Genomic DNA, 25,946 nt, shown 5'->3' with positions numbered 1-25,946 from the left:
CATGTTTTGACGGTCCGGGCGAGGTGAGGCTCGCAACAATAGGGACATGCCGCGCGCGTGCGCGTGCACCTTTCCAAAGGACACCCTACATGAGCACCATCTCCGAAGAGACGAATACTGAAGCCCTGAGCCAGCCGTCGGCGACCGACATTCCTGCAGCAGCGGACGGCCCGGCTACCGGTGCTGATGTCGCAAGTGCATCGGCGGCAGACCAGAATGCGACGACGGATGGCGCGGACGGCGGCGAGATCGAACTCGAGCTGCAACAGATGGAAGACGCGGCAACCACCCTTCAGAAGGAAGGGATGATCAGCGAGTCCGAAGCCGAGGAAAAGCGTGAGCAGGTCGCCCGCACGCGCAAGCTGTTCCGCGAGCTGTCGCCGGCCGAGCGCGCAGCGATCGTGCGACGCCGCCGAGAAATCGGCCGTGAACTGATGGCGCGTCAGCTTTCCGGCGCGGCAGTAGTGACCGCGACAGTGCGGCTGAATCACACCCGCCTGAAGCCGCTGTTCGAACAGTGGTGGCCGTACCTGAACCGCATGAGCATCAACATGCAGCGCTTTGGCCGCTCGACGTTTGGCGCTGAGGATCAGGGCACGGTCACTTCCTGGCTCGAGAAGCAGGTTGCCGAACTCGAAGCGTATGTCGATGAACAGCTTGGCGTGGCCAAGGACTTCCGCGAGAAGACCGAGCAGAAACTGCGCGACCAGGGCGACATCGTGTTCGCGCCGACGGTGACGAAGCCGTCGCTCGCCATCGAGGTTGAGGCGTATTCGCGTTTCTCGATGCGTCTGCTGTCGCTGCTGATGAAGTTCGACAAGGTGATGGACAACTTCGACTTTCTCATCTGGAACGGCATTCGCGACCAGTCGGACGTCGACGAGGAAACCGCACGCTTCCTGCGCAAGTTCCATCCGATTGGCGTGCGCGGGTATATGACCCACCTGCGCCTGATGACCACGGTGCGCGGTCGCTAGGCGCGACGCAATCATGCTTGACGGCCTGAATCCCCAGCAGCGCGAGGTTGCCGAGCACCGCCGGCACTGCGTCGCGATCGCATGTCCGGGCGCGGGCAAGACGAAGACGATTGCCGCCAAGGCCGCGCTCCTCCTGACGCAGCCTGGCGCGATCGTCGGTGCCGTCACGTTCAGCAAGGACGCTGCGGTGGAACTGCGCGATCGCATCCTGGCGCTCTCGGGCACCCAGGCGAAGAATCGGCTCATCGCCGGGACCTTCCACTCGCTGGCGTTCCGGCAGTTGGGCCAGCCCGGCGGAAAACGGCGGGACATCGCATCCGATGGCGATCGCATGGGCCTGATTACCCGTGTCATCGCCGAACTCGGCCTCGAATGGAAGCCTGAAGAAGTCGTGCCCGTGATCGAGCGGATCAAGACCAATTTTGGTCGTGTCGAGGCCGGCACCGCCGATGCGCAACTCTACGAGGCCTATCAGGCAGCGCTCGAGCGCAACGGCAAGATCGACTTCCAGGACATGCTGCGTCTCGCGGTTGCAGGCATGGAGGCGGGCGATATCAAACCGTACCGCTTCACGGATCTGCTCGTTGACGAGTTTCAGGACACTGACCCGTTGCAGTACCGGTGGGTCGAGCTTCATGCGAAAGCGGGGGCACAGGTGACGGTCGTGGGTGACGATGACCAGAGCATCTATGGCTTCCGCGCCGCGCTCGGCTTTCGCGGGATGGAGAGCTTCGCCGCATCCTTCAATGCGCAGCGGGTCGTGCTGGGCAGCAATTACCGGTGCCGCAGCGAAATCCTCTCGGCCGCCGACCGGGTGATCCGCCATAACGCCGATCGCATTCCAAAGGTGCTGCAGGCCGAACGCGGCGCCGGCGGCTCGGTCGCGACGAAGCGGTCCGACGACGAATATGCAGACGCCATTGCCGCGGTCGAATTCCTGCAACCGCTGCTCGCGTCCGGCAAGTCGTGCGCCATTCTTGCACGCACGAACCGTATACTTGATCCGATCGAAGCGGTTTGCCGCTCGCACGGCGTCCCGTACTTCCGTGCGTCCGGCAGTTCGGTACTGAACCGGCCGCAGGGCGCGCTCATGTGCAATCTGCTCGAAATCGTCGAAGGCCGCAAGCAGAACGGGCTTGATGCGGTCCTGGGCTACATGGGAATGAGTTCTGCGCACCTGGGCTCATTGCACCGCGACATGGGCTCGGCGCTTGTACAACGGCAGAAAAAGGATCTTGTCGCGCTAGGTCTGCCCGAAGAGACGGCCACCGCGTACCGCGCGTTCATGAAGCGCCTGGGCGAATGGCAACTGATGTGTGAGCGCCAGTTCTATTCGCTTGCGCTCGATGGCGTGCTGGAACTGATGATGACCTATGCGAAGGCCGATCCGGCGATTCGCGCAATCCAGGGCACGTACGACGTGCTGTCGCGACTGAACGGCACGTTCGCCGAGCGGATCGAATATCTCAAACGGGACAACAACAAGCCCGCAGACGGCGCGCTCGTGCTGACCACGATGCACAGTTCGAAAGGGCTGGAGTGGGACCACGTCTGGATCACGCGCGCCGAAGAGGGTGTCGTACCGGACGAGAAAAGCACCGAATCGGAGGAGCGGCGCCTGTTCTACGTCGCGATGACACGGGCGCGTGACAGTCTGGTCATCGCCACGATCAAGAAAAATCCCGTGTCGCGATTCGTCATCGAATCGGAAGCACGCTGATCATTATCTGGAGTTTCCATGCTCGATCGACTGCTTCGCAGGCTTGGCTATGTGCCTGCCTCATCCCTTATGCCGGTTGACGCTGCCTCGCAGGTCGTCGTGCCATCGGTTGCGCCGCATCGACACCGGGCATCGGCCTTTGAGTTCGACAGGGCAAGTCTCGATGCCCTCTGCTATTCGTACAGCGACGGCGACTTCTCCTACCTCGCCGTCGGACGCGATGACTGGGCCCCGCTCGCCGTCTCAGGCTTTTCGCTCGTGAGCCAGCCGCAATGCCGTACATGGCTGAACGAGAACCTTCGCTCACGAGTCTGGGTCGGAACGGACGCGCTGGAATCCTGGCACGCGGAGAACAGGCCGGTGTTCGCAAAGGTTGGCGCGCGACCGGACCGGCAGTTCGTGTCGCCGATGAACCTGACGATGGTGACGGACATCGGGGAGGATCAGGTCCCGTTACTGGAGGCCAGCGAGATCGCGGAGCTGTTCTCGTTGGCGTGGCAGCGTGCCCGTGTCGCGTCGCCGTTTTTCTTTCTGGCAAATTCGGCGCAGTATGCCGCATTGCTCGGTCACCACGCACTTCGCTTCGCCTCTGAGGCGAACGAGCACGCACTCGAAAGAGCTATCGACTGGCTCGCGACCTGGTTTGAGGCACGCGGCCTGGCGGTTGACCGGAAGCGGTTGCTCATAAACCTGCCGGGCTATCGTGCGCTTTTCCATAGGGCTCCTGCACCTCTATGACGTGGACGCGGACGTGGTCCGGCGCACATGCAGAGGGCGCTTCACTGACGGGAGCGCCCTTTGTTCTATCGTGGCCCGGTAATTACCAAAAGCGCGGAAAGCCCCGTCGTTCACGGGGCGGGGATGGAAAGCGCGGACGCCGCAGGCGTCCTTGACAACGTCAGCATGCTGATATCCTGTGCATATGCAACGACTTCAAGCCTTCAAATTCGAACTGATGCCGACCGGTGAACAGGTGCACAAGATGTGCCAGTTCGCGGGCGCGTGCCGGTTCGTCTTCAACAGGGCGCTGGCGTTGCAGGTTGAGCGCTACAAAGGCGGCGAGAAGAAGCTCGGATACGCCGGGCTGTGCAAACAGCTCACCGAATGGCGCAACAGCACAGATACGCCGTGGCTGGCCGACCTGCATTCGCAAGTCGGCCAGCAGGCGCTCAAGGATCTGGAGCGCGCCTACACCAACTTCTTCGATGGTCGCGCCAGTTTTCCGCGCTTCAGGCGCAAGGGAGAACGCGATAGCTTCCGGTTTCCGCAGCGTGTCGAGGTCGATTGTGCGAACGGCCGCGTCAGGCTTCCGAAACTCGGCTGGCTGCGCTATCGCAATAGCCGTGCGGTGCCTGGCGAGGTCCGCAGCGCAACCGTGTCGCTGCACGCCGGCAAGTGGTACGTCTCTATCCTCACGACGCGTGAAGTCGAGGCGTCTGTGCCTCACGGTCCGGCCGTCGGGATTGATGTCGGCATCACGCGCTTCGCCACGCTGAGCGACAGCACGTTCATCGCACCGCTCAACAGTTTCAGAAAGCACGAACAGCGTCTCGCAAAGTACCAGCGCCGCATGGGGCGCAAGGTCAAGGGTTCGGCGAACTGGAAGAAAGCGAAGGCCCGTATCCAGCGCATCCACGCGCGTATCGCCAATGTCCGTTCGGACTTCCTGCACAAGGCCTTGGCCACGATCAGCAAAAACCACGCGATGATCGCCGTCGAAGACCTGAAAGTGCGCAACATGTCGAAGTCCGCATCGGGAACGCTTGAAGCACCGGGACGCAACGTGCGTGCAAAGTCGGGACTCAACAAGGCGATTCTCGATCAGGGTTGGGGAGAGTTTCGTCGGCAACTGGAGTACAAGACGGCGTGGTGCGGCGGATTCTTTGTTCTGGTACACCCGCGCAACACGAGCAGAACCTGCCCGTGCTGCAGCCACGTCTCAGCTGAGAACCGCACGTCTCAGGCGAAGTTTCTGTGCGCCGCGTGCGGATACGAAAATCATGCCGACGTGGTCGGTGCAATCAACATTCTTTCCCGCGGATCGGCTGCATTGCGGGACGAAGGGCAGGACACGGGCGACGCTTCGCCCGGGTGCGCATGCACAGCCCGGATCGCCTGTGGAGAGCCGGTGCAGTCGGGCCGCTCTGTGAAGCAGGAACCCGCCGAAGTGACTATGCATACAGTTTCTCATGCGTAGCGCCGTAGGAATTCTCCCCCTTCCCGCGAAAGCGGCGACCGAAGGTCGAGGGGGAGGAGGATGTCAAAGGTCCGCGTGGTGAAGCTTCAGCGCGAGGCGATAATGTGTGTCGCCGAGCGGCACGTCGATAGTCTGGCCATCTGCGACCACCACGTTGCGTTTTTCGACTACCAGGCCCTTCGTATTCACGACCTGGGAACGACAGTCGGCTGGCCCGTCTTCCGACTTGCCCATGAATTCCGTGTCGTGAACGGTCACGGAAACCATTGCCTTATTCCCGTCGACCATGGCTGGTGCGATAAACAGGCCGCGCCCCACAGATTCGTGCAATGACCATAGCCGATGTTCTCTCCGTTCGAAATAACGAATGGGGCTTTGCCATCGTCGCCAATGATTGACGAGCCAGTCACGATCGGAACGCCGTCCTTATAGAGCGCTGCGTCCAGCTGTTCACGAGCGGGCGCTGTTTCGGCTTGTGCACTGGCCACCAATGCGCCGGCAATGAGGAACGGACTGAAGACCTTGCTGAAACTGTGCATCCTTGATTCTCCTGTTGAAAATAGTTATACGCGTTCGGCTCAGGTATTTGATGCGGCGCGCGCCAACTGCTGGACGTTGCTTGCCGCGTTCTCTATTGTCAGATCGCTCTTGCGCTTGACCTGCCCTTCGAGGGACGCACGCGGGCCGAGACGGATCGTCCCGTAGTAGTAGACATTCCCTATCACGCGACCGTTAATCTCGAGGATGCCGCGCGCGTGCACGTCGCCTTCAACCGTGCCGTCGATCCGGACGTGCTCGCCCTGAACCTGCCCCTTGACCATGCCGCCCTGACCGACGTGCAGCAGGCCGGTATTGGAGACCACGTCACCATCGACGATGCCAAAAAGGCTCAGACCGTGATCGAGAATCACGCTGCCGTGAACCGACAGGCCCGCGCAAAGCAGGGTGACGTTGGGACCTTGTGTTTTCATGGGGGCGGGCTCCTAGAACAGTTGAACGTCGCCGGATTTCGCGGCGGGCGCTTTCGACGGCGCGGGCGTTGTGGTCGACGGCGCAGCGGGCTCGTCGTTCGCCGTCGGCTGGTGACGGGTGAGGTGATGCAATGGCCGAGAGGCTGGCCTGGCCGGTCCATGCGGCTGCTCCGCCGGCGTCGCGGCCGCCGTTGTGGTCGGAGTCGAGGTTGTGGGTGTCGGCGCGCTCTGCGATGGCGAGGGCGCTGGCGCCGGTGCCGGTGCTGGTGCCTGAGTCTGCGGTGTGATCGCCAGCGCGGCTGTCTGTGCAGGGGCAGTCGGGCGTTGCGCGTGGATCGGAGAGGCCGCGGCGCGCTGTTCCGGATTGGTGGATGGGGTGGCCGCGCGAATATCGGTTCCCGCAGCCGCGGCCGGCATCGCGAGCGAACGCGCGTCGACGCTCGCGAGGCCGGACGGTCCGGTTGCCTTTGGAACTTCGAGGTCACCCGCCGTCAATGGCTTCGCGGGCGCCGCATTGATCGGCATCGTGCCGTCGCCCACGGATTGCGAAGTACCAGGAACCTGAGCGGATGCCGGAGCCACGGCGATCGGCGCCGGATGAATATTCTCGCGCGTCGCGTGCCACACCCGCGCTGCACTCATCCCCGCCAGACCAGCAAGCGCGGCAATGGCCACAGCGATCACGGCAGAGCGTCTTGCCGTGCGCAGTGCCGCGGTCATTGCGGCACCCTGGGAGCGTAGCGATTTGCCGCCTTCGGGTGCCGGTAGCGCCGGCATCGCGGCAGTGTGGCGGGTGATGTCGATGACGACGGGTTGCCCCGAATACTGGGCGTGCAGTGCCTGAATTTGCCGTAGATCCATATGTTCCTCACAGGGTGACAAGTCGAGCGTACCCATGCGGCCACGAAGTCAAGTGGGCCGCGATCTGAAGTAGGCGTGAGAGGTCGAAGCAGTCAGCTTTCGCGGCGCTGGCCGTCGAAGTCGTACTGGTCGTTGTCGGGCATGCACACCTGAACGATGTGTTTGAGCCGGCGCTCCGCATTCGCGAGAATGTTTGCGCGATCCTGGTCCGTGATCTTTCGCTCGATCATGCGCTCGGTGGATCGCACGAAGATCCGGTCATACTGCGTCAGGCATCGCACCAGCAGACCCGCGAGCGGACGCGTGACAGTCAGTTCGATCAGTTCGTGCGGCATTTCGAGCCGACGCGCTTCGTGCCGGGCCAGCCACTCATCGGTCTTGCCGAGCCAGTTCGAGGTGTCGCGCAACGCCTTCTCCAGAGCCTTGACCTTGCCTCCCCGCGCGACGGCAATCTTCGACGCGCAGAAGTTGTAGTCGGACCTGATGTAGTTGCGGGCGAACTGCGAGCTGTACCGAAGCACCGTTTTCGCATCGGTCTCCGGATTGATCCGCTCAATCCGGCCGTCGCTTGTGAGGCGTTCGATGGGCTTCAGCCCGCTACCGGATGCTGAAGGGACACTGAGTGCGGGGCGCCCGGCGGTGCCCTGCGGCTGCCGTTCGGGCTCAGGTGGGAAATCACGGACTGCGGCCATGGTTATATTCAGGTGTGGTCTCTCTCACCGTCCATTTTCAACGTGAGTCCTCTGACGAATTCAGGCAAAAGCTATGCCGTTTTCGTGATCTTTCGGGGGATTGGCGGCAGCGTTTTGGGCAATACTGACTCTACTTCTCGCGTCCCTGACGCATCGACCTGACCCCGGCTAGCCCGGAGTCCATCTTCTGTCCCATGTCGTGCCCTTGTGCATGCTCCGACCAGCCGGCAACTGGTGTGGAATGTTCTGCTGATGAGCGCCTAGCCCGTGCTCCCCATTCATTCAGTCATAAAACTCGTCGCCGGTCGCATTCATTTGCGCCGCGACATCGTTCGGACCCGGATCATTCGGGTGTTCTCTCTCCAGAGCCCGTCTGGGTAGAACGATCGTAGTGGACTGATCCGTGATCCTGCGGCGGAATGAATTTTCCGAAAATGGGCTGTTGCGCAGCGTGACCATGCTGCGCGGGAACGACCTAACGTTCCCGACTGTGAGCCTCACGGCTCCCTGAGCGCCACGACCCCAGAAGGGTTGTGGCGCTCGGGTCATTTCATCCGAATCCCGAAGCGCGCTCCTCTGACCGAGGAACGCGCTTTTTTTTCGTCCTTTAGTTCCTGTCCCGTACGGAGGTCTTCCATGCTTCCCGACCGCCTTGACCAGCGCATTGCCCAGGCGATCAGCGACACGATCGCCCAGGAACGCGCATCTGCAGATACCGCATCGCCAGCATGGCGCACGCGGTGCGAGGTAGCACGGTTCGCGACGTTCAGCGATCCCGAGCGCCGCGTTTTTCTTTCACATGTTGCTGAACGCCGCGGCGAGGCGGCGGCGCACGAACTGGAGCAGTCGGCCAGCGAGCTGCGCACGACAGCGATCTTTTTCCTTGCGAGAAAACCCTCATGAATGCAGTTCCCAGCATGCTCAACGGCCCTGTGCGCAGTGTCGTTGAAGAACGGGCCTTGCGCCCGCCGGTGATCGGACACATCCGGCCCGGTATCAAGGTGCTCACATCGAAAGCCCGAGCCAACAGTCGCGCCGTTGAGATCTATAACGACATGGTTGCGGCGGGTGATTCGTTCGACACGATCGGCAAGGTGATCGAATCGAAGTGCAACCTGAAAAACGCACTCGCGCCGAAAAACACACCGTATTTCACGTGTCGCCGCTCGGATTTCACCAATCCCGACGTCGCCGCCGAAATCCTCAGGCTGTACGGCGAGGATCGTGGCGAGGGACTCAAGCTCTATCGCTTTCCAGTGCTGTTCGCGTTCAACGACTGGATGCAGAACCTGCCCAACCAGATGGCGGTGTACGGCACCAATGGTCGCAAGTTCTTCTCGCAATACGAACGCGATGGCATCCGCTATTGCATGACGTACGCAAAGATGGAGCGGGATCAGCGAGCGCAACGCGCGGTTCGCCACTTCGGCGGCCGCACGGTCATCCGGCGACAGGATGAAGCGATTCCTGATGGCATCTGTGACCCCGAACAGTGTCCGCAGTATCAGGCGCGACATTGCAACCTATCAGCGAGTTTCGTCTTCGCTGTGCCGGACATCAAGGGTCTGGGGCTCATCGAGTTGCCGACGAATTCGATCTACGTGCTTCAGAAGGCGTATTCGGCCATGCAGACCGTGCAGCTTGCCAGAGGCAAACTGACCGGGACGCGATTCTGGATCACGAAGCGCGAGTTCGACATCACGCGCATCAACGAAAACGGCGAAGCGGTTCGGGCAAAGCAACTGCTCACGGTGCTCGACGCTGACATCGACATCGGTGCGCTGCTTGACGGCGCCGATGATGCCGTGCCGGCAATCGAAGCGGCCGCACAGGCGGTTGCCTTGCTCGAGGCCGGTGGCAACGTTGTTCCCCTTGCGGGTGGCTTTCCAGTCGCCATTGCTGATGAGGGAACGCGCGGTGAGAGCTCTCTCGACCACAGCGACCCAACGCCAGATCAACAGGCATCCGGGCGGCAGCAGCCGGTACAGGTTGCGGACGCAGCCGAAGCAGGTCATGCGCATCCCAACGCGCCGTCATCGCAAACTGACGGCAGCGCGGACGATGCAGTCGAAACGCTCGCCGACAAGCTGGACCGTATGTCGGACCTGCTGAAGCGTCTCGGGTTAAGCGCGGAAAACCGGAAGGAAGATTTCCGGCTCTTTGCGCACACCACCTATGGACGTGGATGGGTCGAGCGGCCGCAGGATGTCGACAGCATGAACGAGCGTCTGGAGAAGGCACTGACTGATCGCGCAGCACTCGATCGCGAGATCGCGGCGACCAGGCAGACGACGTTCTTCGACTGACGGTTTCATCCCTTTCCAAAACCTTCCTGCCAGCCCTTCGGGGCTGGCTCTCTCCATACCCGTAGCGAGAACATTTCAGAAAGCTGGTGTTTGCTCAAGTGTTTTCGACCGCGCATTTGCGCATCGAAGCCATGCCGCTAGATGCGGCCATTTCCCTGTTATTCACAAAGAGTTCGTCCGATGCGCACGATCGGGAATTACACCGCGTTTTTCGGCGAGGACGATGTATGGCGCGGACAGAACCTCCTGGGCATCGCGCTCATGAAGGTTCGGGACGCAGTCGCTGCATACTGACGAAAAGTTCTTTTTTCCCTGCGTCCATCCGGGCGCGCATTCAAATATTGGCTGCCGTATGGCGGCCTTTTTCATTTCTGGAGGCGAAAGTGAAGTTCGCACATTTTTCTGACCTGCATTACGCGCCCGACAATCTGGCCGAGTCCGACCGTTGCTTCAGTTTTGCTGTTGGCAACGCGATCGACCGCGGCGCTCAGGTTGGCGTGATTTCCGGCGACTCGACCGATCACCGGCTGGATGCGCATGCGCCGTCGTTGCACGCGCTCGCGACCCAGATTCACCGGCTAGCCAACGCGATGCCTGTGCTCATGTTGCAGGGGACTTTCTCGCATGAGCCACCGGGCACGCTCGATAACTTCGCCCTCATGGGCGGCGTTCATCAGATCCATGTCGCGGATCGCGTATCTCAGGTCGCGCTCGTCGATGGGCGTTTCTGGGCATCGAAGGGACCAGTCTTCTCGGATGACGAACTGCGTCAGTTCATCGGCGTCATGCCCGAAGTGGTGTTCACCTGCCTGCCCACGGTCAACAAGGGCCAACTGGCTGCGAGCGTTGGCGCGCTCGAGGCCGGTACGGGACTGGGCGATGTGCTCGCCGCATATCTGGCGGCGGCGGGCCGGGTGAACAGGCAGCTCCGCGCAGCGCGGATTCGCACGGTGGGTGTCTCGCACGGTACGGTCAACGGCTGCACGACCGAGCACGGCGTCACGATGGCGGGGTTCGATCACGAGTTCTCGCTCACGGCGTTGTTCGAAGCCGAATGCGATGGCTTCATGCTGGGCCATATTCACAAGGCGCAGCAGTGGGAGCGCGACGGCAGGCTGGTCGCATATCCGGGCTCGATCGGCCGGTTTCACTACGGTGAAGAGGGCGAGAAGGGCTATCTGTCGTGGGACGTTGAACCGGCCAATGCGTCAGCAACGCTCGTCGCAACGCCTTCGCGACAGATGATCTGCATGGACTTCGACGGACCACCGGACATGGCAAAGCTTCAGGAGCTCGCTGCGGACGCGACCGACAAGTTCGTGCGTGTGCGTTGGCAGGTCGACGAAGAGCATCGGCAGGTAGTCGATCGTGAGGCGATCAAGGCGCTGTTTTCCGGCGCTGCGGGGCTGAAGGTCGAATCGCGGGTGCTGCCGGTGGTTCGCAGCCGTGCCCAGGGCATCAGTCTGGAGACGACCGTCGAGGGGAAACTCGCACGCTGGTGCGAACTTTCAAGCGTTGACGCCAGCCCGCTTCAGGACCGGTTGCAGCTGCTCGCCTCCGGCGACGTGGAAGCGATCGCGGCCGGTGTGCTCGCCAGTCTTGCTTCCGGGCCTGGATTGCAGCCCGAATCGCAGCCTGAATCGCAGCCTGAGTCGCTGCCTGAAGTGCCGGCGCTCGCCACGGTGCTCACGCATCCCGCCGCATCGCTGGAGACGACGGACGTAGTCACCGTCGCCCCGGTCGTGACTGACACGAAGGCGACCGCTACACCCGCGTCGTTCGACTGGCTCAACGATGATCTGTTTGCGGCCTAGCCGCCATCGTGAGAGTGGCCGGTACGGCACTCTCACGCGGAACACAGCCGTGTTCCGGAAGCCCGCCCGCTACCAGAGGACTGCGGGCTTCCGGAACAAGGTTCACCCGCGTCCCTGACGCATCGATCGCAGTCTGCTGCATCCATCTTTTTCGATTAACCCTGGCGGGGATTCATCCCCTCCGGGATGCACTCCGCCGATCTTCTGTGGAGTGTCATCATGTTTGGTCTTTATCCCGCCGGCGCCCAATGGGTCCGGCATTTCACTGCCAACCGCTCGCCGCGCGAGATCCAGAAGGTCCTCACCGACCACGCGGGTTATCGCGCAAGCATTTTTCATCTTCCCTTTGGAGAACATCGCGGCGCTGTCATTGCCCAGTCGGACCGCTTCCTGATCCTGACTGCTGCCGTCAACGCGGCAACGGCGGACCTGGCCGTTGTGCCAGACGTGCAGTTGCAGAACCTGCTGTGGTCGTTCAACACGGGCTATGCAAACCAGTGGGGCTCACGCGAGCTGCTCGCGCTCACGGGCGTCGACAACTGGGACGCGCTTATCCGGCGTACCAGCGCGGCCTATGCCGCCGTCTGCAGGACCGTTGGCGAAGTCGTCGACGGGTCACTGGAAAAAAGGGCGGCGGAAGAGGCCGCCCGAGTGGCCGCCCAGGCGGCTGCGAAGGCTGCTGAACCGCCTGCGCACGTGCCTGATCCGATCGTTGGAAGGATGTTTTCCAACGACGATGACGCGCCGTGGTTGCCATCGGACTATCTGTACGATGCGCCGCTTCAGGAGGTGCCGACATGCGCCCACTGAAACTGACGCTGACGGGCTTTATTGGTGTTCGTGACGGCATGAAGCGCGACACCATCACGCTCGATCTCGAATCGCTTCCGGCAGGCCTCATCGCGTTGACCGGTCCGAACGGTGCGGGAAAGTCCACGATCATGGATAACCTCCATCCGTACCGGATCATGCCGTCGCGGGCCGCGAAATTGTCGGTGGATGCGTTCTCTTACTGGGACCACGTCTACGGCGCGCACGCGCTCAAGGGGTTCGAATGGGAGCATGGTGGTGTGCGGTACCGCTCGTCATTCGCATTCCGCAAGCCGGGCAAGACGGGCAAGGCTGAGTACTACCTGGCCTGGCGCGACGCGGACGGAAACTGGCAGCCCATGCAGACAGGTGACGGTACTGTCTCTGATGGCAAGGCGGAGACCTATGACCTGTGCGTCGAGTCGGTGTGTGGCTCGCTGGAGTCGTTCTTTACCAGCGTCTTTTCTGCGCAGAACCGACGTCCGCTCGCCTCCTATGGCGCGACCGAGATCAAGGCACTGCTCGCGGAACTGCTGCATATCGATGACCTGCGCACGCTGTCGGCGAAAGCCGCCGATGTCGCCAAGGTGCTCAGTCGCGCGCTTGACTCCACGCAACAGCAACTCGTTGCGCTTGGAGCGAAGCGCGATCGCGTCGCCCAGATCGATCAGGCCATCGCTTCCGATGCACAGTCCGTCACCGCAACTCGCGAGAGCCGGGAGACGCTGAATGCAAAGGTGGCCACCCTGACCGACCAGCGCGCCGTTCTCGCTGCAAGGCAGACGGCCAATGCCGGTGCGCAGGCCCGCCTGCGGGAACTCGGTACGCGGCGAAGCCAGATTTCGTCGGCCTTGCAGGTCCTTGTGACGGACGCGAGCGCCGACGAACGGCGCCTGAACCAGCGGCGCGCTTCGTTGCGCTCGTCCATCGCGGAACACAACGCAGTGATTGCGCAACGTGAAGCGATTCTGGGCGCCGCCACGGCACGTGATACCGCCCAGGCACGTATCGCGAGCGAAGAGGCGCGTGTCGAGCCGATCCAGAGGGAGATTGCTGCCCTCGAAGAGAAGCAGCTTGCGCTGACCGCGGCGACTTCCCGTCTGAACGGTCTGGAGTCGGAAGGCACGTCGAAGATGACGCTCCTGAAGTCGCTGGAACAGCAGGCGAGTGTGATCAGTACCGTGCCCTGTGCCGGTCATGAGATGCATAACACCTGTCCCTTGCTTGCGCAGGCCCGTCAGGCGGACGTACAGGTTCAGGAGCACCGCATTTCGCTCACGAATCTGCGTGAGACGTTTCGTGCCAAACGCGATGAGGTCGCGCTGCTGACGCCTCAGGTGCAGCATCTTGCGGGCAGGCGGGCGGAGCTGAAGGCGGTCAATGATGCGATCGCGGCCGCGCGCCGTGACCTTCAGAAAGCTGTCGATCTCGCCGCACGCAAGCCGCTGCTCGATGCCGCAACCAAGGGTCTGGGCAAAGCCAGTGAAGAACTGGCCGCGCTCGAGACCGAGGAAGCCACGCTGCATGCACGCCGCGAGGCGCAGCAGGCCCGTCTGTCGGAGGAAGCGAAGGAACTGGACGCGGAAGTCGCACGCCTCGGCGTCGACGACGTGACCGGTGCCATCGCCGATCTCGACCGGCAGCTAACGCAATGCCGCGAAGCCATCACCGCGGCCGATGCCCGGATCGAATCACTGATCCGCTCGCAGACGACGCGTGAGGTCGAGCGACAGGCGATCGCAAAGGAGCTTGCGGGATTCGACGCGACACAGTCGCGTGCGAACCGCATCTCCGATGAAATTGCCCAGTGGAAGCTGCTCGCGAGAGGCCTCGGCAACGAAGGCGTGATTGCATTGACGATCGACGATGCGGGCCCCGCCCTCACGAAGATGGTGAACGACCTGTTGCTCGCATGCTATGGCATGCGCTTCACGGTCGAGATCCAGACGCAGCGGGCGCTGGCGAGCGGTGAACTGCGCGAGGGGTTTGAAATCCTCGTGCATGACGCCGATCACGACAGCACCAAGGCAGTCACGGTGATGTCCGGCGGCCAGAAGGTCTGGATCAACGAGTGCCTGACGCGCGGCATCGCCCTGTATCTGGCAAGCAATGCTGGCCAGCCCTACCAGACCCTTTTCAGCGACGAGTCCGATGGCCCGCTCGATCCGCAGCGCAAGCTGCAGTTCATGCGGATGAAGCGGGAAGTGATGCGGCAGGGCGGGTACGAGCGGGAGTTTTTCATCTCGCAGACACCCGATCTGGTTGCGGAAGCTGATGCAGTCATTGACGTCGAGGCGCTCGCTGCCTGAGCGCTGTCATTTCTTAACCCTGTGGGGAACGTCCCCACAGGGGCGTTCCCTCGTCTTTTTCACAACGAGGAATCCCATGCAAAACCTGTTGTTGCTGCTCATCGCAGCAGGCAGTTCGTCGCTGTGCGCGTGCACGGCTCAACCCGTGACACACGTTGAGCCGGCCAGGCCAGCACCGACGATCGTTGTCCGCGAGCCGCGAGCCGCGAGGCGAGCCGGGCGACTTTGTTCTCTGCAAGGATGGTCGCGTTCTGGTCTTCCCGGCCGCGCATCCGCAAACCTGTTCCTGATCGCGCGAAGCCCTGGCCTCGAAAGAGCGTCGGGGCTTCGTGCGCAAACATGGAGGTGACCATGAAGAAGCAGATCGCAGCCGCAACCGTGATCGGGGCAATGCTTGCACTTGTATGCCTGCTCTGGGAACAGCAGTCGTTTGCTGCGCTTCACAAACATCCGACGCGCGTACCAGCCAATAGTCTGTCGCCATTCGACCGGCATCTTCGTCGCGCCTGACTGCCATTTTTCTTTACCCCGGCCGGGCAGACCTCCCGGTTGGGGAGGTCTGCCCGGCATCCCCCAAGGAGCGGAAATTGACCTTCTCATGCAGTGATTTTCTAGATGATGTAATGCGCAGTCTCGTCCACTCACAGGCGATCACAGAGGCCGAAATTCCTGCTGATGATCCCGGCAGAGCCGCAGACATTGCGACCGCGGCAATCGTGGCGATGCATCGTGCAGGCCTGTTCGCACGCTTCATGCGAGAGCTGCTGAACGCAGTGGAGACGTTAGGAGCGGTCGCTGAGGCCCACGGTGTCGACGCGCTGGTCTTCCTGTTCGATCTGCAGGCGGCGATTCTCAACGATACTTCTGTAGATGCGCACGCAGGCATCGACGGTCGCATCGTCGAACTCCTATCTCAACTGCCGTCGGCCGCCGAATGGATGAAGCATATCCGGAAGGAAGGGCATGAGATCGACACTCGCTTTGGGGCTACCGCTCTGCTGGAGAGCCGCAGAGTGCTGGAAAGCGGAGATTGTCGATCGCCGGACCACGAGTTCAAGAACTTCCACCGGCTGCTTTGCGAGCGCTTCGAGTACCCTCACGATGAGATTGACTGGAAACGCGATCAGCTTTCGCTGATCGAATGGATCGCGAATCGCCAGTCGACCCAAGTCAGTGTGCAGCCTGTTCCGACCATCCGGGTCAGAGCGGACGGCGACGCGAATTTCTATCATCTTCTGGACGGCGACGACTGGATTGCCGCCGTGCAGATGAATGGCAGGTTCACGGTGCCGATGCAGGAAGCGATGCTGCAAAAGTTTGCCGGGGTGTTGCGCAATCCATGCGGTCCTCACTCACCGGACATGAGCAACGCAGTTCCTCATCATGTCCGGGACCGGGTGAAATGGGCGCTGAGCCGGTTGCGTGATCATGCAGCCGCGCTTCAGGGAGTTCATCTGGCGCGCGGGAACGGCCACATCCTGGCACTGGAACTGAAGGATCGGGAAGAGGCGATCGGGCACGCAATGGAAACGATCAACGAGTTCCGGGGCATGGCTGCCAAAAATGGTGTGGATGCTGAGGCGTTTATCCATTCCATTGGCGGTCTTCCCGATCTGGAGAGGTTCGGATACCGGACCAGCTAACCGGTACTACCATGAAACCGCCCGTCGAGCGTCCCCGTCCTGGGGTCCGCCCGACGGGTTTTTTTTTGGTGCGCGCGCAGTCAGCGCCGGATTTGCGGGTCGTCTGCGGTCGAAAGAGACCACTTTTTCCGCATCTTTTCCCATGGCTACGCTCGCGCACTGGAATTACCCTGTGTGAATCTTCTGCGCCACTGGCGCATCGACCAGCCCGCCTCGCGGGCTTCTTTTTCCCCTTGGGAGCTTCTCCCACCGGGGAAGGCTCCTGTCCTACTGGAGCCTTCATGAAAAGCACTCAACGCAGCGCCAATCGTTACCGTTCTGCTTCCTGGGAGCGGGTCTGCACGGCATCCACCCGGGTTCCCGCGGATTTCGGGCGTCACTTGCGTGACATCGCTCGCCCGCTGCAGATCGCATATCAACGTCTCATGTCTTCGTATGACGGTTATCCAGCCGGTATCGAGTGCCGCATGGAAGATCGCGAGTCCTGGGCATTCGTGCTTCCGGATGCGTCAGGCTCAAAGGCGTGGCGCATTCAGCAGTTCGACCTGGACGGGTTCATCGGTCATCTCTGCTTCGACTCCCTCAACGAGGCGATCGAAGAAATGCTCCGCATGGGCTACTGCGTGACCGATCCCGGAGCACTCGATCGCATCGGAGCGACCGACCGATGGGCACGGGGCGTACGCCGCGCAGCGCTCACGCAGAAGCATCAGGAAGGCCTCATCACCTACCGTCAGATGATCGGCGAGATGTCTGCACTGCCTCACGGACCTTTCAACTCATTAACCCTATGGGAGCCGCTCCCGTAGGGGGCGTGCTCCAATAAGCCGGAGCAATCATGTTTGATGACATTCTTCAAAAGATGGAGGCCGCGATCGCCGTCCTCATGGGCCTGATCCGTGCCGGCCATCCGTTGTGCGGGACGGCCAGCGGCAAGGACTCCACGTGTGCGACGATTCTCATGTTGGAAGCCGTGCGCCGCGTCGCGGATGAAGGCCTCGCCCAACCCGCGCACTACATCTCGTCGGCCAACACCACGATCGAAAACAGCAGTCTCGCGCGACATATCGAGACCATGCTGGAAGAGGTCGACGATCACGCGGCCGCATATGGGCTCCGCGTGACGACGCACATTGCCACGCCGTCGCTGGCGATGCAGTTTGTCGTTTCAACCATTGGTCGCGGCACGCTGGTGCGCACCGTCGGAAACGGCGTGCGTGCCGGCAAACGCATCAGGGCATGCGCGACGGACTGGAAGCTCATCCCTCAGGGGCGGTTGCGCGCGGCGCTTGAGCGCGATGCGACGGCCCGGGGCGATCGCGAGATCGTTACCGTTCTCGGCAATCGCATCGCCGAAAGCGCTTCGCGCGGCGTTGCGATGCTGGTGCGGGCGGAAAGCGCGATTGCGCCTACGCGTGACGCCAATAGCGCATTGACTATCTCACCGTTGCGGGACTGGTCGGTTGACGACATCTGGCTGATGCTGACACTGTTTGCCGACGAAGCAAAGCGTCCGTTTCCTTGTGCGTTTTCGGTGCGATCCATCGAACGTCTGTCGGACCTGTACCGCGCCGGTAACGATGGCATGTGCGGAGTGGTTCTCGGCGAAAGTGGGCAGCGTACGGCGTGCGGTTCGCGATTCGGATGCGTGTTCTGCTGCGTCGTTGGCGATCGGAACAAGTCGCTGGAATCCATGATCCGGGAGCCGGAGCATGCGTACATGGCGGGCCTCAACGATTTCCGCAATTACCTGCTCGCGACACAGTGGGATCTGAAGCGCCGCGAGCCGGTAGGTCGGTCGCTGAGTTCCGCCGGATATGTGCGAGTGCAGCCCGATGTGCTGTCGTTCTGGGAGCGCATGAACCTGTTGCGCTACCTGCTCACGCTCGACGCGCTCGAAATTGAACGCGCCGAACAGCACGACGCGGATCTCGCGGCTGGTCTCATTCCTGGTACGCCCGAGAACCGCGACCTCTGCGACGTGCAGTTCGAAATGATCACGCCGTCACAACTGGTCGCGATCGACTTCATGTTGTCCATGCACCACTACGCACCGCGTGCGTTTCCAGCGGTATCAGCCTGGTACGAAGTCCACAGACTGGGGCGCCGATACCGCATCCCCAAAGTCGACACGTTTCCGAAGGTACCCATCACGAATCACGGATGGTTCCGCGTCGGACAGTTCGACGCGGAGGCGCCCGCCGAAGGTCTTCGGGATTTTGGCGCCGAGCAGTGGAATCGGTACCGACATCCGGGTCGCGTGTCCACCTATGCGCAAACGACTGCTGGCGAACGCGTCGTGTATTTCGAACAAAGCGACCACCTCGACGTCGATGCCGAAAGAGCCTGTGAGTTCGTAACCTGTTCGTTTGACTACGACTGGTATGCGCGCGTGCAGGCCCATGCAGGGATCGAATCGGCGCGTTTCTGGCTCAACGAAACGATCCTGACCCTGCCTACTGGGAAGTCCCAGCGATATCAGGAGATGGCAGTGCGCGGGCAGTATTTCGCGCGCCTCGCCGAGCGTCTGAACCTCACGCCGGCGGAAATGGATCAGTACCTGATCAGCAATGCGGTCAAGGAAGTGCAGCAGCTCGATCTCTTCTCAATGGCCGCGTGAGCGGTCTCATTTCATTCACCCTTGCGGGGCATCCCCTCGCAAGGGGCTGCCCCGCGCATCCATCTGGAGTAGCTTATGTACCTTGAAGCAGCTGAACCCGGCATGCCGGTTCGCCAGCGCAACGCTCATGTGGACGAAGGCCTGCTCGTCCGTGTCGGTATCCCGCACAGCGGCGGTCGACTCGCATACCACGCGTTCAATGAAGGATACGCGGGCATGGTCTCCGCTTCTGCCTTCTGGAATCCGAAAACCGGGCGCTTCCGCATTCCTGAAGCGACGGACCTTTCGGAGCTCGATTTCGCGCTGGATAGCGCGGGCTTCACCGCAATGCGGCTCTTTCAACTGAAAGGACGCCAGCAGGGAATCGCTAACGTATATCCTTGGAGCTTGGAGCAGTTCGTGGAACTTGCAGCCTTTTCCGGTGCAACATGGTATGCACAGCCAGACCTTTGCTGCGAACCGGCTATTGCACCTGACCAGGAAGCAATCGACTATCGTATTAACGCGACGGCAACGCTTCTGGAGGGGACGCTGCGTGTCGTGCATGCGTGGCAGGATGAACTGTCGAAGACAATGAGCGCGGCCGCGGTCCAAAATGCCGTTCGCATTCCCGTAGGTGTGGCCCAAGGCTGGACGGTCGACGACTACAGGCGCAGCATCGATCTCATGATGCAGGTGTGGGAGCGATGGATGCCCTGGATCGCTCCCCCCGTTCTGATTGGCCTCGGCTCCGTCTGTCGACGCCACCTGACCGATCCCCGGCATGGGCTGTTTGCCCTACTGGAGGGGCTGGAGGGGCATCTTCCAGTTGGGGCGCGCGTCCACTGCTTCGGCGTCAAGGGGCAGGCCTTATCGAGGGTCAAAATGTATCCCTGGGTGGCGAGTGTAGACTCGATGGCCGCCGACTATTCGGCGCGGGTGAAGGCCCGACAGGCTGGGATCTCCAACACGATCGCGCACCGCGCGGCAGAAGTGAATCGCTGGATGGCGGCCGCCTCACGGCGTGCTGCACCTGCAACTGGCGACCAGTTCCGTCTTGGCTTCAACGTCTGAAGGCAGCATCCATTTTCTCGATACCAGCCCGCGCGTTCTCACGAACCGCGGGCTTTCTTTCTTTTTGGACTTCGGCATTATTGCGCCGTGCTTGATGCATGCTTTCTCGATAGATAGCTGGCTGCAACACTTCCTTGCTATCGCAGAGCCGCAGCTTTTTCCTTCGGGACAGGAACAGGTTTCGCGTGTGCGGTATGGACGCGTGCCCGCCCGGCGATGACGGAGTCCGTGCGGATTGCAACGCGTTCGGAGAACCTGCCTCGGCCCGTCGTGACATGGGTGGCGTCGTACGGATTGCCGCGCGTGATGTAGTCGTGGATGTCGACCTCAATGGCGAAGAGGGCCAACGTCTCGCCGTCCTCAACGACGAGCCTGATTGCGTTTAGCGCCACGCCGCGTAGATAGACATCCAGGATGCGGTTCAGCACGTGGTCCCGAACGATCGAAGAATTCAGCGGACTTTGATGGTCCGGGTTGACGTGGCGCAGTTGAATGATCCCAAATCGTTCGGGCGCTTCCGTGAATGCGATCCGGAATTGAAGGGCACATGGCCGTGCAGATTCGTCGGGATAGGTCAGATCTAAAAATGCTGTCCGGTAGGGCATGCCACGCTCCGCTCGAAGGTTGCGCCGGTCGGGACGATCCGGCACAACCCAGCCTACGGAGCAGCGCGCAAAGTCAAGGCGCTGCAGAAGCACACAGCCATTCGCCGAACTGTTCAAAGATGCGACAGGCAGCAGCCGCGTCGAGGCGCAGCCGGACATGTCCGGCTGGCTTCGGCCAGTCTCTGCCGTTCGTTCGTGCTGTCAGTCGGTCATCCGAATGTCAGGTCCACGTCCGAACCCAGCCGACGTTAGTTGCCGGGCAGGTACGCAAATGGGAGTACGGGTCCTTGAAACGCAGCGAAGGCGCCGAAATATCGGCCTGGTCTGTGTTCGAACTCAGCCATTACATGCTGGACTGCCCCGTGGGATTGGTCGGCATCGGCCCAAAGAACATCGCCATAAATCTTTTGCGTCCAATGATCCGGGACAGCTCCGCCAGCACACAGTAGTTGAGAATCAGAGTCACGAGAAGAATCTGAATGGCCCAAAAATGCGCCCAATTAAGTTCAGTAAGCTGTTTATGATATGCCGTCAGGAGACTTGGCGAAACCTTCCAGTAATCGTACAAGTGTTCGAGAAAATGCACGAACAGTGCTACGAGCGTATAAATCAAGGTCTTCCAGCCCGCATTCCAGATCAACGGCTTTTCAGGGAAACAATTGATGAAAGGCAACATGTTTGCGACCAGCACCGACTTGCCGAGGATGAGGGCGACGACGGTGACTGTGCCCGAGGTGTGCCACGACGGCACCGTACCTTCCGACGTCAACGTGCGGATCAACGCGACGATATGAAGAATCACGAAAAAGAAGAGGGTCGGTGGCAGCATCTCCATGAACTCATGTTTGCACATGGCAGCCAGCTTACTCATATTCCTCTCCTAAGCGTTTGACCCAGGAGGCGTACCCGGCATAGCGCCGCACTATCGGAATGTCGATCGCCGATAGCAAGCGGTCCCAGCGAAAGGTCGGCGTGAGATCTTCGCGGATTTGCGTTACACCGTCCAACACTAACAGCCTTCGTCACAGCTGACCGAACTCGCGAATACAAACCAGTCGTGCGAACGGAATGGCGGTTGCTCGACACGCGGGGAACGATGAACGCACATTCAGTTGCAGCCGTGACTGTTCGCAGTGCGGTAGCAGGTCTTGCCTCCAGGCCCCTTGGCCACGCCTTTGCCGTTCTTGGTCTTTGCCTCCCCGCCCCGGTTGGTCTGCGTCGTCGTAACCCCGCTTTGATTCTTCTGGGCCGACCACGCCGTTCCTGAATTCCGGTTATAACCGCCAGCCGTCTGCCCGTTGCCGCATACCGTTTGACCATGCGAATTTGTCGCGCATTCTGCAAAGGCACTCGCCGAGAGCATGAGCCCTATCAGCATCACCAGCTTCTTCATGTTCGTCTCCTACACGACGGCTATTGAGTTTCATTGTCGACGCCGATTGGAATCGGACCCGATCAGGGGTTGCCGAGCCTGAGAACCCCATGGTGGCCACCAAGGCGTCTGCTCAATCGTCTGTTGAGTGGATATCCCGCGTCAACCCTCAATTACGCTCGTTGAATCCTGCGAGCTGCCGGTCCATTGGTTGGATCGTCGCGCCCCATCCAATGTGGCGGGTTGATCTTGATCAACGGAATGAATCGATAGAGGACCGAACGATCAGCGCCGTTAACGAATGTAAGAATGGCTGATAGGAGCCGGTTATTGTGGAAAGGATTCGGCGGTCCAGGTCCGGAGAAGCAGCACCACCGTCGTTGTCGAAACGACGCCTACGGGCGCGAGACAGGTGTTTCTCGCGCTCTTTAGCCGCCGCCCTGAACGGATTCGTTCGGCACGCCCGCTCACAAGAAAAACTTTGCCGCGCGGTTGAGAAGTACGTGATGCAGACTAGCGCGCAATGCGCCATCGGCTAGAAAAGGATGTGTTTCATACCTTCGGATCGCGGTGCGCTGGGGGCGCCGGCGCGTCGACCAGTGCCGCGACTGCTTCATCCACCGTCGTAAATATCTTTTGGCGCGGTGGAATGGCGCTTAGTGCCCGATAGCGGCTCAATTCGTCGAGGACCCCCTCGGGAACCGCAATCGACGCGAGCCCCACGCCGCGCCGTTCGAGTTCGTCACGCAGCTGCAGCAATGTCTTGCCAGCCGTGTAGTCGATGTTACTGATCTGAGACGCGTCGATCACTACCCAGCGCACGGGCGGACGTGTTTGCTCGACGATCCTCAGGATTTCCTCCATGAAGCGCCCCGCGTTGGCGTAAAAGAGGTCGGCTTCAAAGCGGTACACCACGATGCCGGGTGCCGCGAGCAGGTTGGGCGCGACGTCGTGCGGCACCCAATGTCCGCTGTCGGCACGCGTCACCACGCGGGTGCGTAACTGATAGCTGTACCGGGCGTGGGCAATCAGCGACAGGATGACGGCCGCAATGATCCCGTGCATGACATCGACGAATACGACGATGCCGGCCGTGATCAACGCGACGAGGAATTCGTCTCGCTGCAGGTGGAACAGCTCCGCCATGCCTTTCACGTCAATCAACTTCACGCCGATCATGAAGACTATCGCCGACAGCACGGCCGCCGGCAAGAAGCTGAGAGGTCGCGTGAGAAAAAGCAGCACGAGTACGACGATCACGGCGGTGGTGAGGTGCGCGACCTGCGTGCGCCCGCCAGCATCATCGACCATCTCCGTTTTCGTCGGGCTGCCGTTCACGACGAACGTACCGGTGAACGCCGCAGCCGCGTTCGCTGCTGCAAGACCGACGATGTCGAGATTGTCGTCACCACGTTCGTTGTAACGGTTCGCATACGCTCGTGCAGTCGCCGCGCTTTGCGCGATGATGACGATGAAGCACGAGGCAGCCGTAGTCAGCACCTGGTCGATGGTGCTCACATGGATGGGCGGCAGCGATAGCGACGGCAATCCGCCTGGTATCGTGCCGATCACCGAGATACCGTGTCGCGCGAAATCAAAGGCCGCGCTCGCGGCAATCGCGCCCACCACGGCGATCAGTGCGCCCGGTGCACGTGGTGCGAAGCGCTTGCATCCGATGATCAAGACCAGGACCGCTGCCGAAATCGCAGTCGTGCCATAGCTCAAGCTGCCGATCCGATGAAACACGGAGGCGAGCTGAAGCAGAGGTCCATGCCCCTGTTTCTCGAGCCCGATCAGTCCGGCAAGCTCTCCGGCCGCGACCTGCACGCCTACGCCGGTCAGGAAGCCGACCAACGCGCTGCGCGACAGGAAGTCGGCGAGAAAGCCGAGGCGAAAGACACGCGCGAGCACGAGCATGACCGCGACAACGAGCGCGACGGTACTCGTCAGCGCGATGTAGTCCTTGCTGCCGACGGCGGCCACGATGGCGAGTGTGCTCGCGAGGATGGCGGCGGTGGCGGAGTCGCCTCCGACGACGAGATGTCGCGACGCACCGAAGAGCGCAAATGCGATGAGCGGTAGCAGAATTGTATAGAGGCCCGTGACCGCAGGCGTGCCCGAGATCTTCGTGTACCCCATCACTTCGGGAATTCCGAGGGCGGCGAGCGTGATGCCCGCCACGATGTCGTGCGGAAATTGTGAGCGGTCGACGGGCAGGAGTCCTTGCAGGAAGGGCATGTGGTGCGGGCGCGCATCGGTCAGGGCGGCGGGCTTCATGTCATCGCTCCGGCATCGGCTGTGAGTTTGTCGACCAGTGCGTCGGCGAGAATCTCGTCCCCAATGACAACCCGGGTGGCGCCGGCACTTTCCAACATGGTCTTTCTTAAATCGTTTTCACCGTGCACGAAAATCGGCAGCGACTTGTTTAACGTGTGTGCCACAAGCGTGACCGCCAGATTGGCGTTGCTGTCGGGGGACGTCACAACGAGCGCCCTGGCACTGTCAAGCCGCGCGCGTTTTAGTGCGTCGTCGAACACATCAGGCGCGCACAGGATGACCAGGTGGCCTCGTTCCGCGGCCCGATCGGCCAGGGCCTGGTCAGCCACCAGAACAAGGACATTTACCCCGGCCCGTTGGAGCTTTTCAGCAATCCGTTCTCCGAGCGACCGAAAGCCCACGACGACCACGTGGCCCGCAAGATGTTCGAATTTCCGTTCCATTATCCGGTTCTCCCTGAACGTCATCACATCGTCTCCAGACAGAATGCCCGTCAGCCTCGATAGCGCGAATGCGGCGACCAGCATCGTCACAAACATCGCAGCGAGCATGAAGAGCTTCTGGCGTACGTCGAAGTCCGAAAAATCGCCGAGTGTTGTGATGAGATTGACTGCGTCCCACGCGGCGTTGAATAGTCGCGTGGTCAAGGACGCGTTTGACTGGTCCAGCAGCATGAGCCCTGTGGTGGCAGCAACAAGCAATAGAACCAGCAGGGCGATAGCGTGCCGTGCGCGGCGTCGCCATTCACGCACTCGAACCGCACCCAGGCGTGGCTCATTGACATGGTAGATCCACATTTGCACTCCACACCCTCACGTGCACCGCTCATCGAGTCCGCCGTGGCACTTTTCCCGTAACGGCCTGTCGGATCACCGACCCCAACCCGCCTGAAACGGCCGGGGATGATGGGTTGGGTGCACTCTTGTGAAATTGCGCGCATTGCCCGCGTGTATAAACTGAAATTCGCGCTCACCTCAAACCGGGTTTGCCTGGTACGGGCTTGTATGAAAGGCTAGTGGTATCGGTGTTGATCTGATTGACTTGCATCAACGCAACCGCAATACGGCACGATCAGGCGGCGAAACGAGTCACTCACCGGGGTTGACATGGATCAATCAACAGGTCCTGGCCCGGCGGTCTAATATGCACACTGCCCTTTGGCTGAGACGAGGGTTAGCGTGGACACCGACAGCGTCAGGCGCAATATGCAATTGCCGCTGCGGTTCTTGCTCGTCACCAGATGCGCGAGCGGCAGCGCGCGAGCAGTAGCAATGTGCAGACGTTTCCTGCGTCCCGATGACCGGCTGCGCCTGCCACAACGCGGAGCCGTTCAACGATCAGGCTAACGTTCGGGACGTACATGTCGAAGCGGTCCCCGGATACTTTCCTTGACGAAACGAGGCCAAATCATGCTTAAGCGTGTTTCGTGGTTTGCGATTGCGACGGCGTTGCTGTGGACGAATGTCGCCACGGCACAGCAATACCCGATGCTCGACTCAGTCGCAAGCCGACTCGTGCAGAAGTACGAGCAATCGAGCTGCGAGCAACTGTGGCAAGAGCGAGCGACGAAGCAAGGTCGTCCGAAGCCGCAGGGTGAGGAGAATGCTATACAGATGCTGCATAACGATCCGCACATGCGAGCCGAGTTCATCAACCGGGTGGCCGCGCCGATCGCCAACAAGATGTTCGAATGCGGGATGATCCCCTGATCCCGACGAG

General features: G+C 61.2%; 25 protein-coding genes. 15 read left to right on the top strand and 10 right to left on the bottom strand.

The genetic code is table 11. The annotated features are described in order from the left end of the window. Window positions 1–89: 89 nt before the first annotated feature. The 4 genes from EVC45_RS26965 to EVC45_RS26950 all read left to right on the top strand — a co-directional run bounded on the left by EVC45_RS26965 (window position 90) and on the right by EVC45_RS26950 (window position 4,894). Complete coding sequence (locus EVC45_RS26965) at window positions 90–977, top strand: ATPase (protein ID WP_129961258.1); 888 nt, start codon at window positions 90–92, stop codon at window positions 975–977. A gap of 13 nt (window positions 978–990) precedes the next feature. Next, window positions 991–2,697, top strand: a complete 1,707-nt coding sequence (locus tag EVC45_RS26960) for an ATP-dependent helicase (protein ID WP_129961257.1) — start codon at window positions 991–993, stop codon at window positions 2,695–2,697. Window positions 2,698–2,715: 18 nt separating this feature from the next. Continuing rightward, a complete protein-coding gene (locus EVC45_RS26955; RefSeq protein WP_129961256.1) occupies window positions 2,716–3,435 on the top strand; it encodes a hypothetical protein in 720 nt (239 codons plus the stop codon). Between the two features lie 184 nt (window positions 3,436–3,619). After that, on the top strand, window positions 3,620–4,894 hold the full coding sequence (locus EVC45_RS26950) for an RNA-guided endonuclease TnpB family protein (protein ID WP_129961255.1): 1,275 nt from the start codon (window positions 3,620–3,622) through the stop codon (window positions 4,892–4,894). Window positions 4,895–4,957: 63 nt separating this feature from the next. Here the strand turns inward: EVC45_RS26950 and EVC45_RS26945 are convergent, their stop codons facing one another. The 5 genes from EVC45_RS26945 to EVC45_RS26925 form a co-directional block, all read right to left on the bottom strand. After that, window positions 4,958–5,161: a hypothetical protein gene (locus EVC45_RS26945; protein ID WP_129961254.1), complete on the bottom strand. Its 204-nt coding sequence runs from the start codon at window positions 5,159–5,161 to the stop codon at window positions 4,958–4,960. Beyond that, window positions 5,149–5,433, bottom strand: coding sequence for a hypothetical protein (locus tag EVC45_RS26940; protein WP_129961253.1), 285 nt, complete (start codon window positions 5,431–5,433; stop codon window positions 5,149–5,151). Before EVC45_RS26940 ends, EVC45_RS26945 begins: the two co-directional genes overlap by 13 nt. A 39-nt stretch (window positions 5,434–5,472) precedes the next feature. Next, a complete protein-coding gene (locus EVC45_RS26935) occupies window positions 5,473–5,865 on the bottom strand; it encodes a polymer-forming cytoskeletal protein (RefSeq protein ID WP_129961252.1) in 393 nt (130 codons plus the stop codon). Between the two features lie 12 nt (window positions 5,866–5,877). Beyond that, a complete protein-coding gene (locus tag EVC45_RS26930; protein ID WP_248295267.1) occupies window positions 5,878–6,726 on the bottom strand; it encodes a hypothetical protein in 849 nt (282 codons plus the stop codon). A gap of 92 nt (window positions 6,727–6,818) precedes the next feature. Next, complete coding sequence (locus tag EVC45_RS26925; protein WP_129961251.1) at window positions 6,819–7,418, bottom strand: DUF1845 domain-containing protein; 600 nt, start codon at window positions 7,416–7,418, stop codon at window positions 6,819–6,821. Window positions 7,419–8,054: 636 nt separating this feature from the next. Between EVC45_RS26925 and EVC45_RS26920 the strand changes: the two genes are divergently transcribed. The 10 genes from EVC45_RS26920 to EVC45_RS26880 all read left to right on the top strand — a co-directional run bounded on the left by EVC45_RS26920 (window position 8,055) and on the right by EVC45_RS26880 (window position 19,973). Beyond that, window positions 8,055–8,321 (top strand): hypothetical protein, encoded by a 267-nt coding sequence (locus EVC45_RS26920; protein WP_013094719.1) that lies wholly within the window; start codon window positions 8,055–8,057, stop codon window positions 8,319–8,321. Continuing rightward, complete coding sequence (locus tag EVC45_RS26915) at window positions 8,318–9,724, top strand: hypothetical protein (RefSeq protein WP_129961250.1); 1,407 nt, start codon at window positions 8,318–8,320, stop codon at window positions 9,722–9,724. The genes EVC45_RS26920 and EVC45_RS26915 overlap by 4 nt, the downstream gene beginning before the upstream one ends. Before the next feature lie 383 nt (window positions 9,725–10,107). Then, window positions 10,108–11,538, top strand: coding sequence for a metallophosphatase family protein (locus EVC45_RS26910; protein WP_129961292.1), 1,431 nt, complete (start codon window positions 10,108–10,110; stop codon window positions 11,536–11,538). Between the two features lie 219 nt (window positions 11,539–11,757). Continuing rightward, window positions 11,758–12,348, top strand: coding sequence for a hypothetical protein (locus EVC45_RS26905; RefSeq protein WP_129961249.1), 591 nt, complete (start codon window positions 11,758–11,760; stop codon window positions 12,346–12,348). Then, the gene (locus EVC45_RS26900; protein ID WP_129961248.1) at window positions 12,336–14,657 is read left to right on the top strand and encodes an SMC family ATPase; all 2,322 of its coding nucleotides are present in this window, start codon (window positions 12,336–12,338) and stop codon (window positions 14,655–14,657) included. Before EVC45_RS26905 ends, EVC45_RS26900 begins: the two co-directional genes overlap by 13 nt. A gap of 351 nt (window positions 14,658–15,008) precedes the next feature. Further along, window positions 15,009–15,167 (top strand): hypothetical protein, encoded by a 159-nt coding sequence (locus EVC45_RS45755; RefSeq protein WP_168991542.1) that lies wholly within the window; start codon window positions 15,009–15,011, stop codon window positions 15,165–15,167. Between the two features lie 77 nt (window positions 15,168–15,244). Next, a complete protein-coding gene (locus tag EVC45_RS26895; RefSeq protein ID WP_248295266.1) occupies window positions 15,245–16,300 on the top strand; it encodes a hypothetical protein in 1,056 nt (351 codons plus the stop codon). A 281-nt stretch (window positions 16,301–16,581) separates the two neighbouring features. After that, on the top strand, window positions 16,582–17,109 hold the full coding sequence (locus EVC45_RS26890; protein WP_129961247.1) for a hypothetical protein: 528 nt from the start codon (window positions 16,582–16,584) through the stop codon (window positions 17,107–17,109). A gap of 29 nt (window positions 17,110–17,138) precedes the next feature. Beyond that, window positions 17,139–18,920 (top strand): hypothetical protein, encoded by a 1,782-nt coding sequence (locus EVC45_RS26885; RefSeq protein WP_129961246.1) that lies wholly within the window; start codon window positions 17,139–17,141, stop codon window positions 18,918–18,920. Window positions 18,921–18,995: 75 nt separating this feature from the next. Beyond that, a complete protein-coding gene (locus EVC45_RS26880) occupies window positions 18,996–19,973 on the top strand; it encodes a hypothetical protein (RefSeq protein ID WP_248295265.1) in 978 nt (325 codons plus the stop codon). A gap of 137 nt (window positions 19,974–20,110) precedes the next feature. On the opposite strand, the gene EVC45_RS26875 is transcribed toward EVC45_RS26880, so the two are convergent. From EVC45_RS26875 to EVC45_RS26855, 5 genes are all read right to left on the bottom strand, one after another. Beyond that, window positions 20,111–20,578 carry a hypothetical protein gene (locus tag EVC45_RS26875; protein WP_129961245.1) on the bottom strand — a complete coding sequence of 156 codons (468 nt, stop codon included), beginning with the start codon at window positions 20,576–20,578 and terminating at the stop codon, window positions 20,111–20,113. A gap of 343 nt (window positions 20,579–20,921) precedes the next feature. Then, the gene (locus tag EVC45_RS26870; RefSeq protein ID WP_129961244.1) at window positions 20,922–21,449 is read right to left on the bottom strand and encodes a hypothetical protein; all 528 of its coding nucleotides are present in this window, start codon (window positions 21,447–21,449) and stop codon (window positions 20,922–20,924) included. A 237-nt stretch (window positions 21,450–21,686) separates the two neighbouring features. After that, window positions 21,687–21,971, bottom strand: a complete 285-nt coding sequence (locus EVC45_RS26865; protein WP_129961243.1) for a hypothetical protein — start codon at window positions 21,969–21,971, stop codon at window positions 21,687–21,689. A 531-nt stretch (window positions 21,972–22,502) separates the two neighbouring features. Then, complete coding sequence (locus EVC45_RS26860; RefSeq protein WP_129961242.1) at window positions 22,503–24,227, bottom strand: SulP family inorganic anion transporter; 1,725 nt, start codon at window positions 24,225–24,227, stop codon at window positions 22,503–22,505. After that, on the bottom strand, window positions 24,224–25,024 hold the full coding sequence (locus EVC45_RS26855; protein WP_211193483.1) for a TrkA family potassium uptake protein: 801 nt from the start codon (window positions 25,022–25,024) through the stop codon (window positions 24,224–24,226). Before EVC45_RS26855 ends, EVC45_RS26860 begins: the two co-directional genes overlap by 4 nt. Before the next feature lie 612 nt (window positions 25,025–25,636). Here EVC45_RS26855 and EVC45_RS26850 point away from each other — a divergent pair. Then, a complete protein-coding gene (locus tag EVC45_RS26850) occupies window positions 25,637–25,936 on the top strand; it encodes a hypothetical protein (RefSeq protein ID WP_129961241.1) in 300 nt (99 codons plus the stop codon). Window positions 25,937–25,946 lie beyond the last annotated feature (10 nt).

Origin of the sequence: Paraburkholderia sp. UYCP14C (assembly GCF_004197395.1) — a bacterium.
Lineage (GTDB): Bacteria > Pseudomonadota > Gammaproteobacteria > Burkholderiales > Burkholderiaceae > Paraburkholderia.
This window is presented reverse-complemented; position numbering and strand designations above follow the sequence as displayed.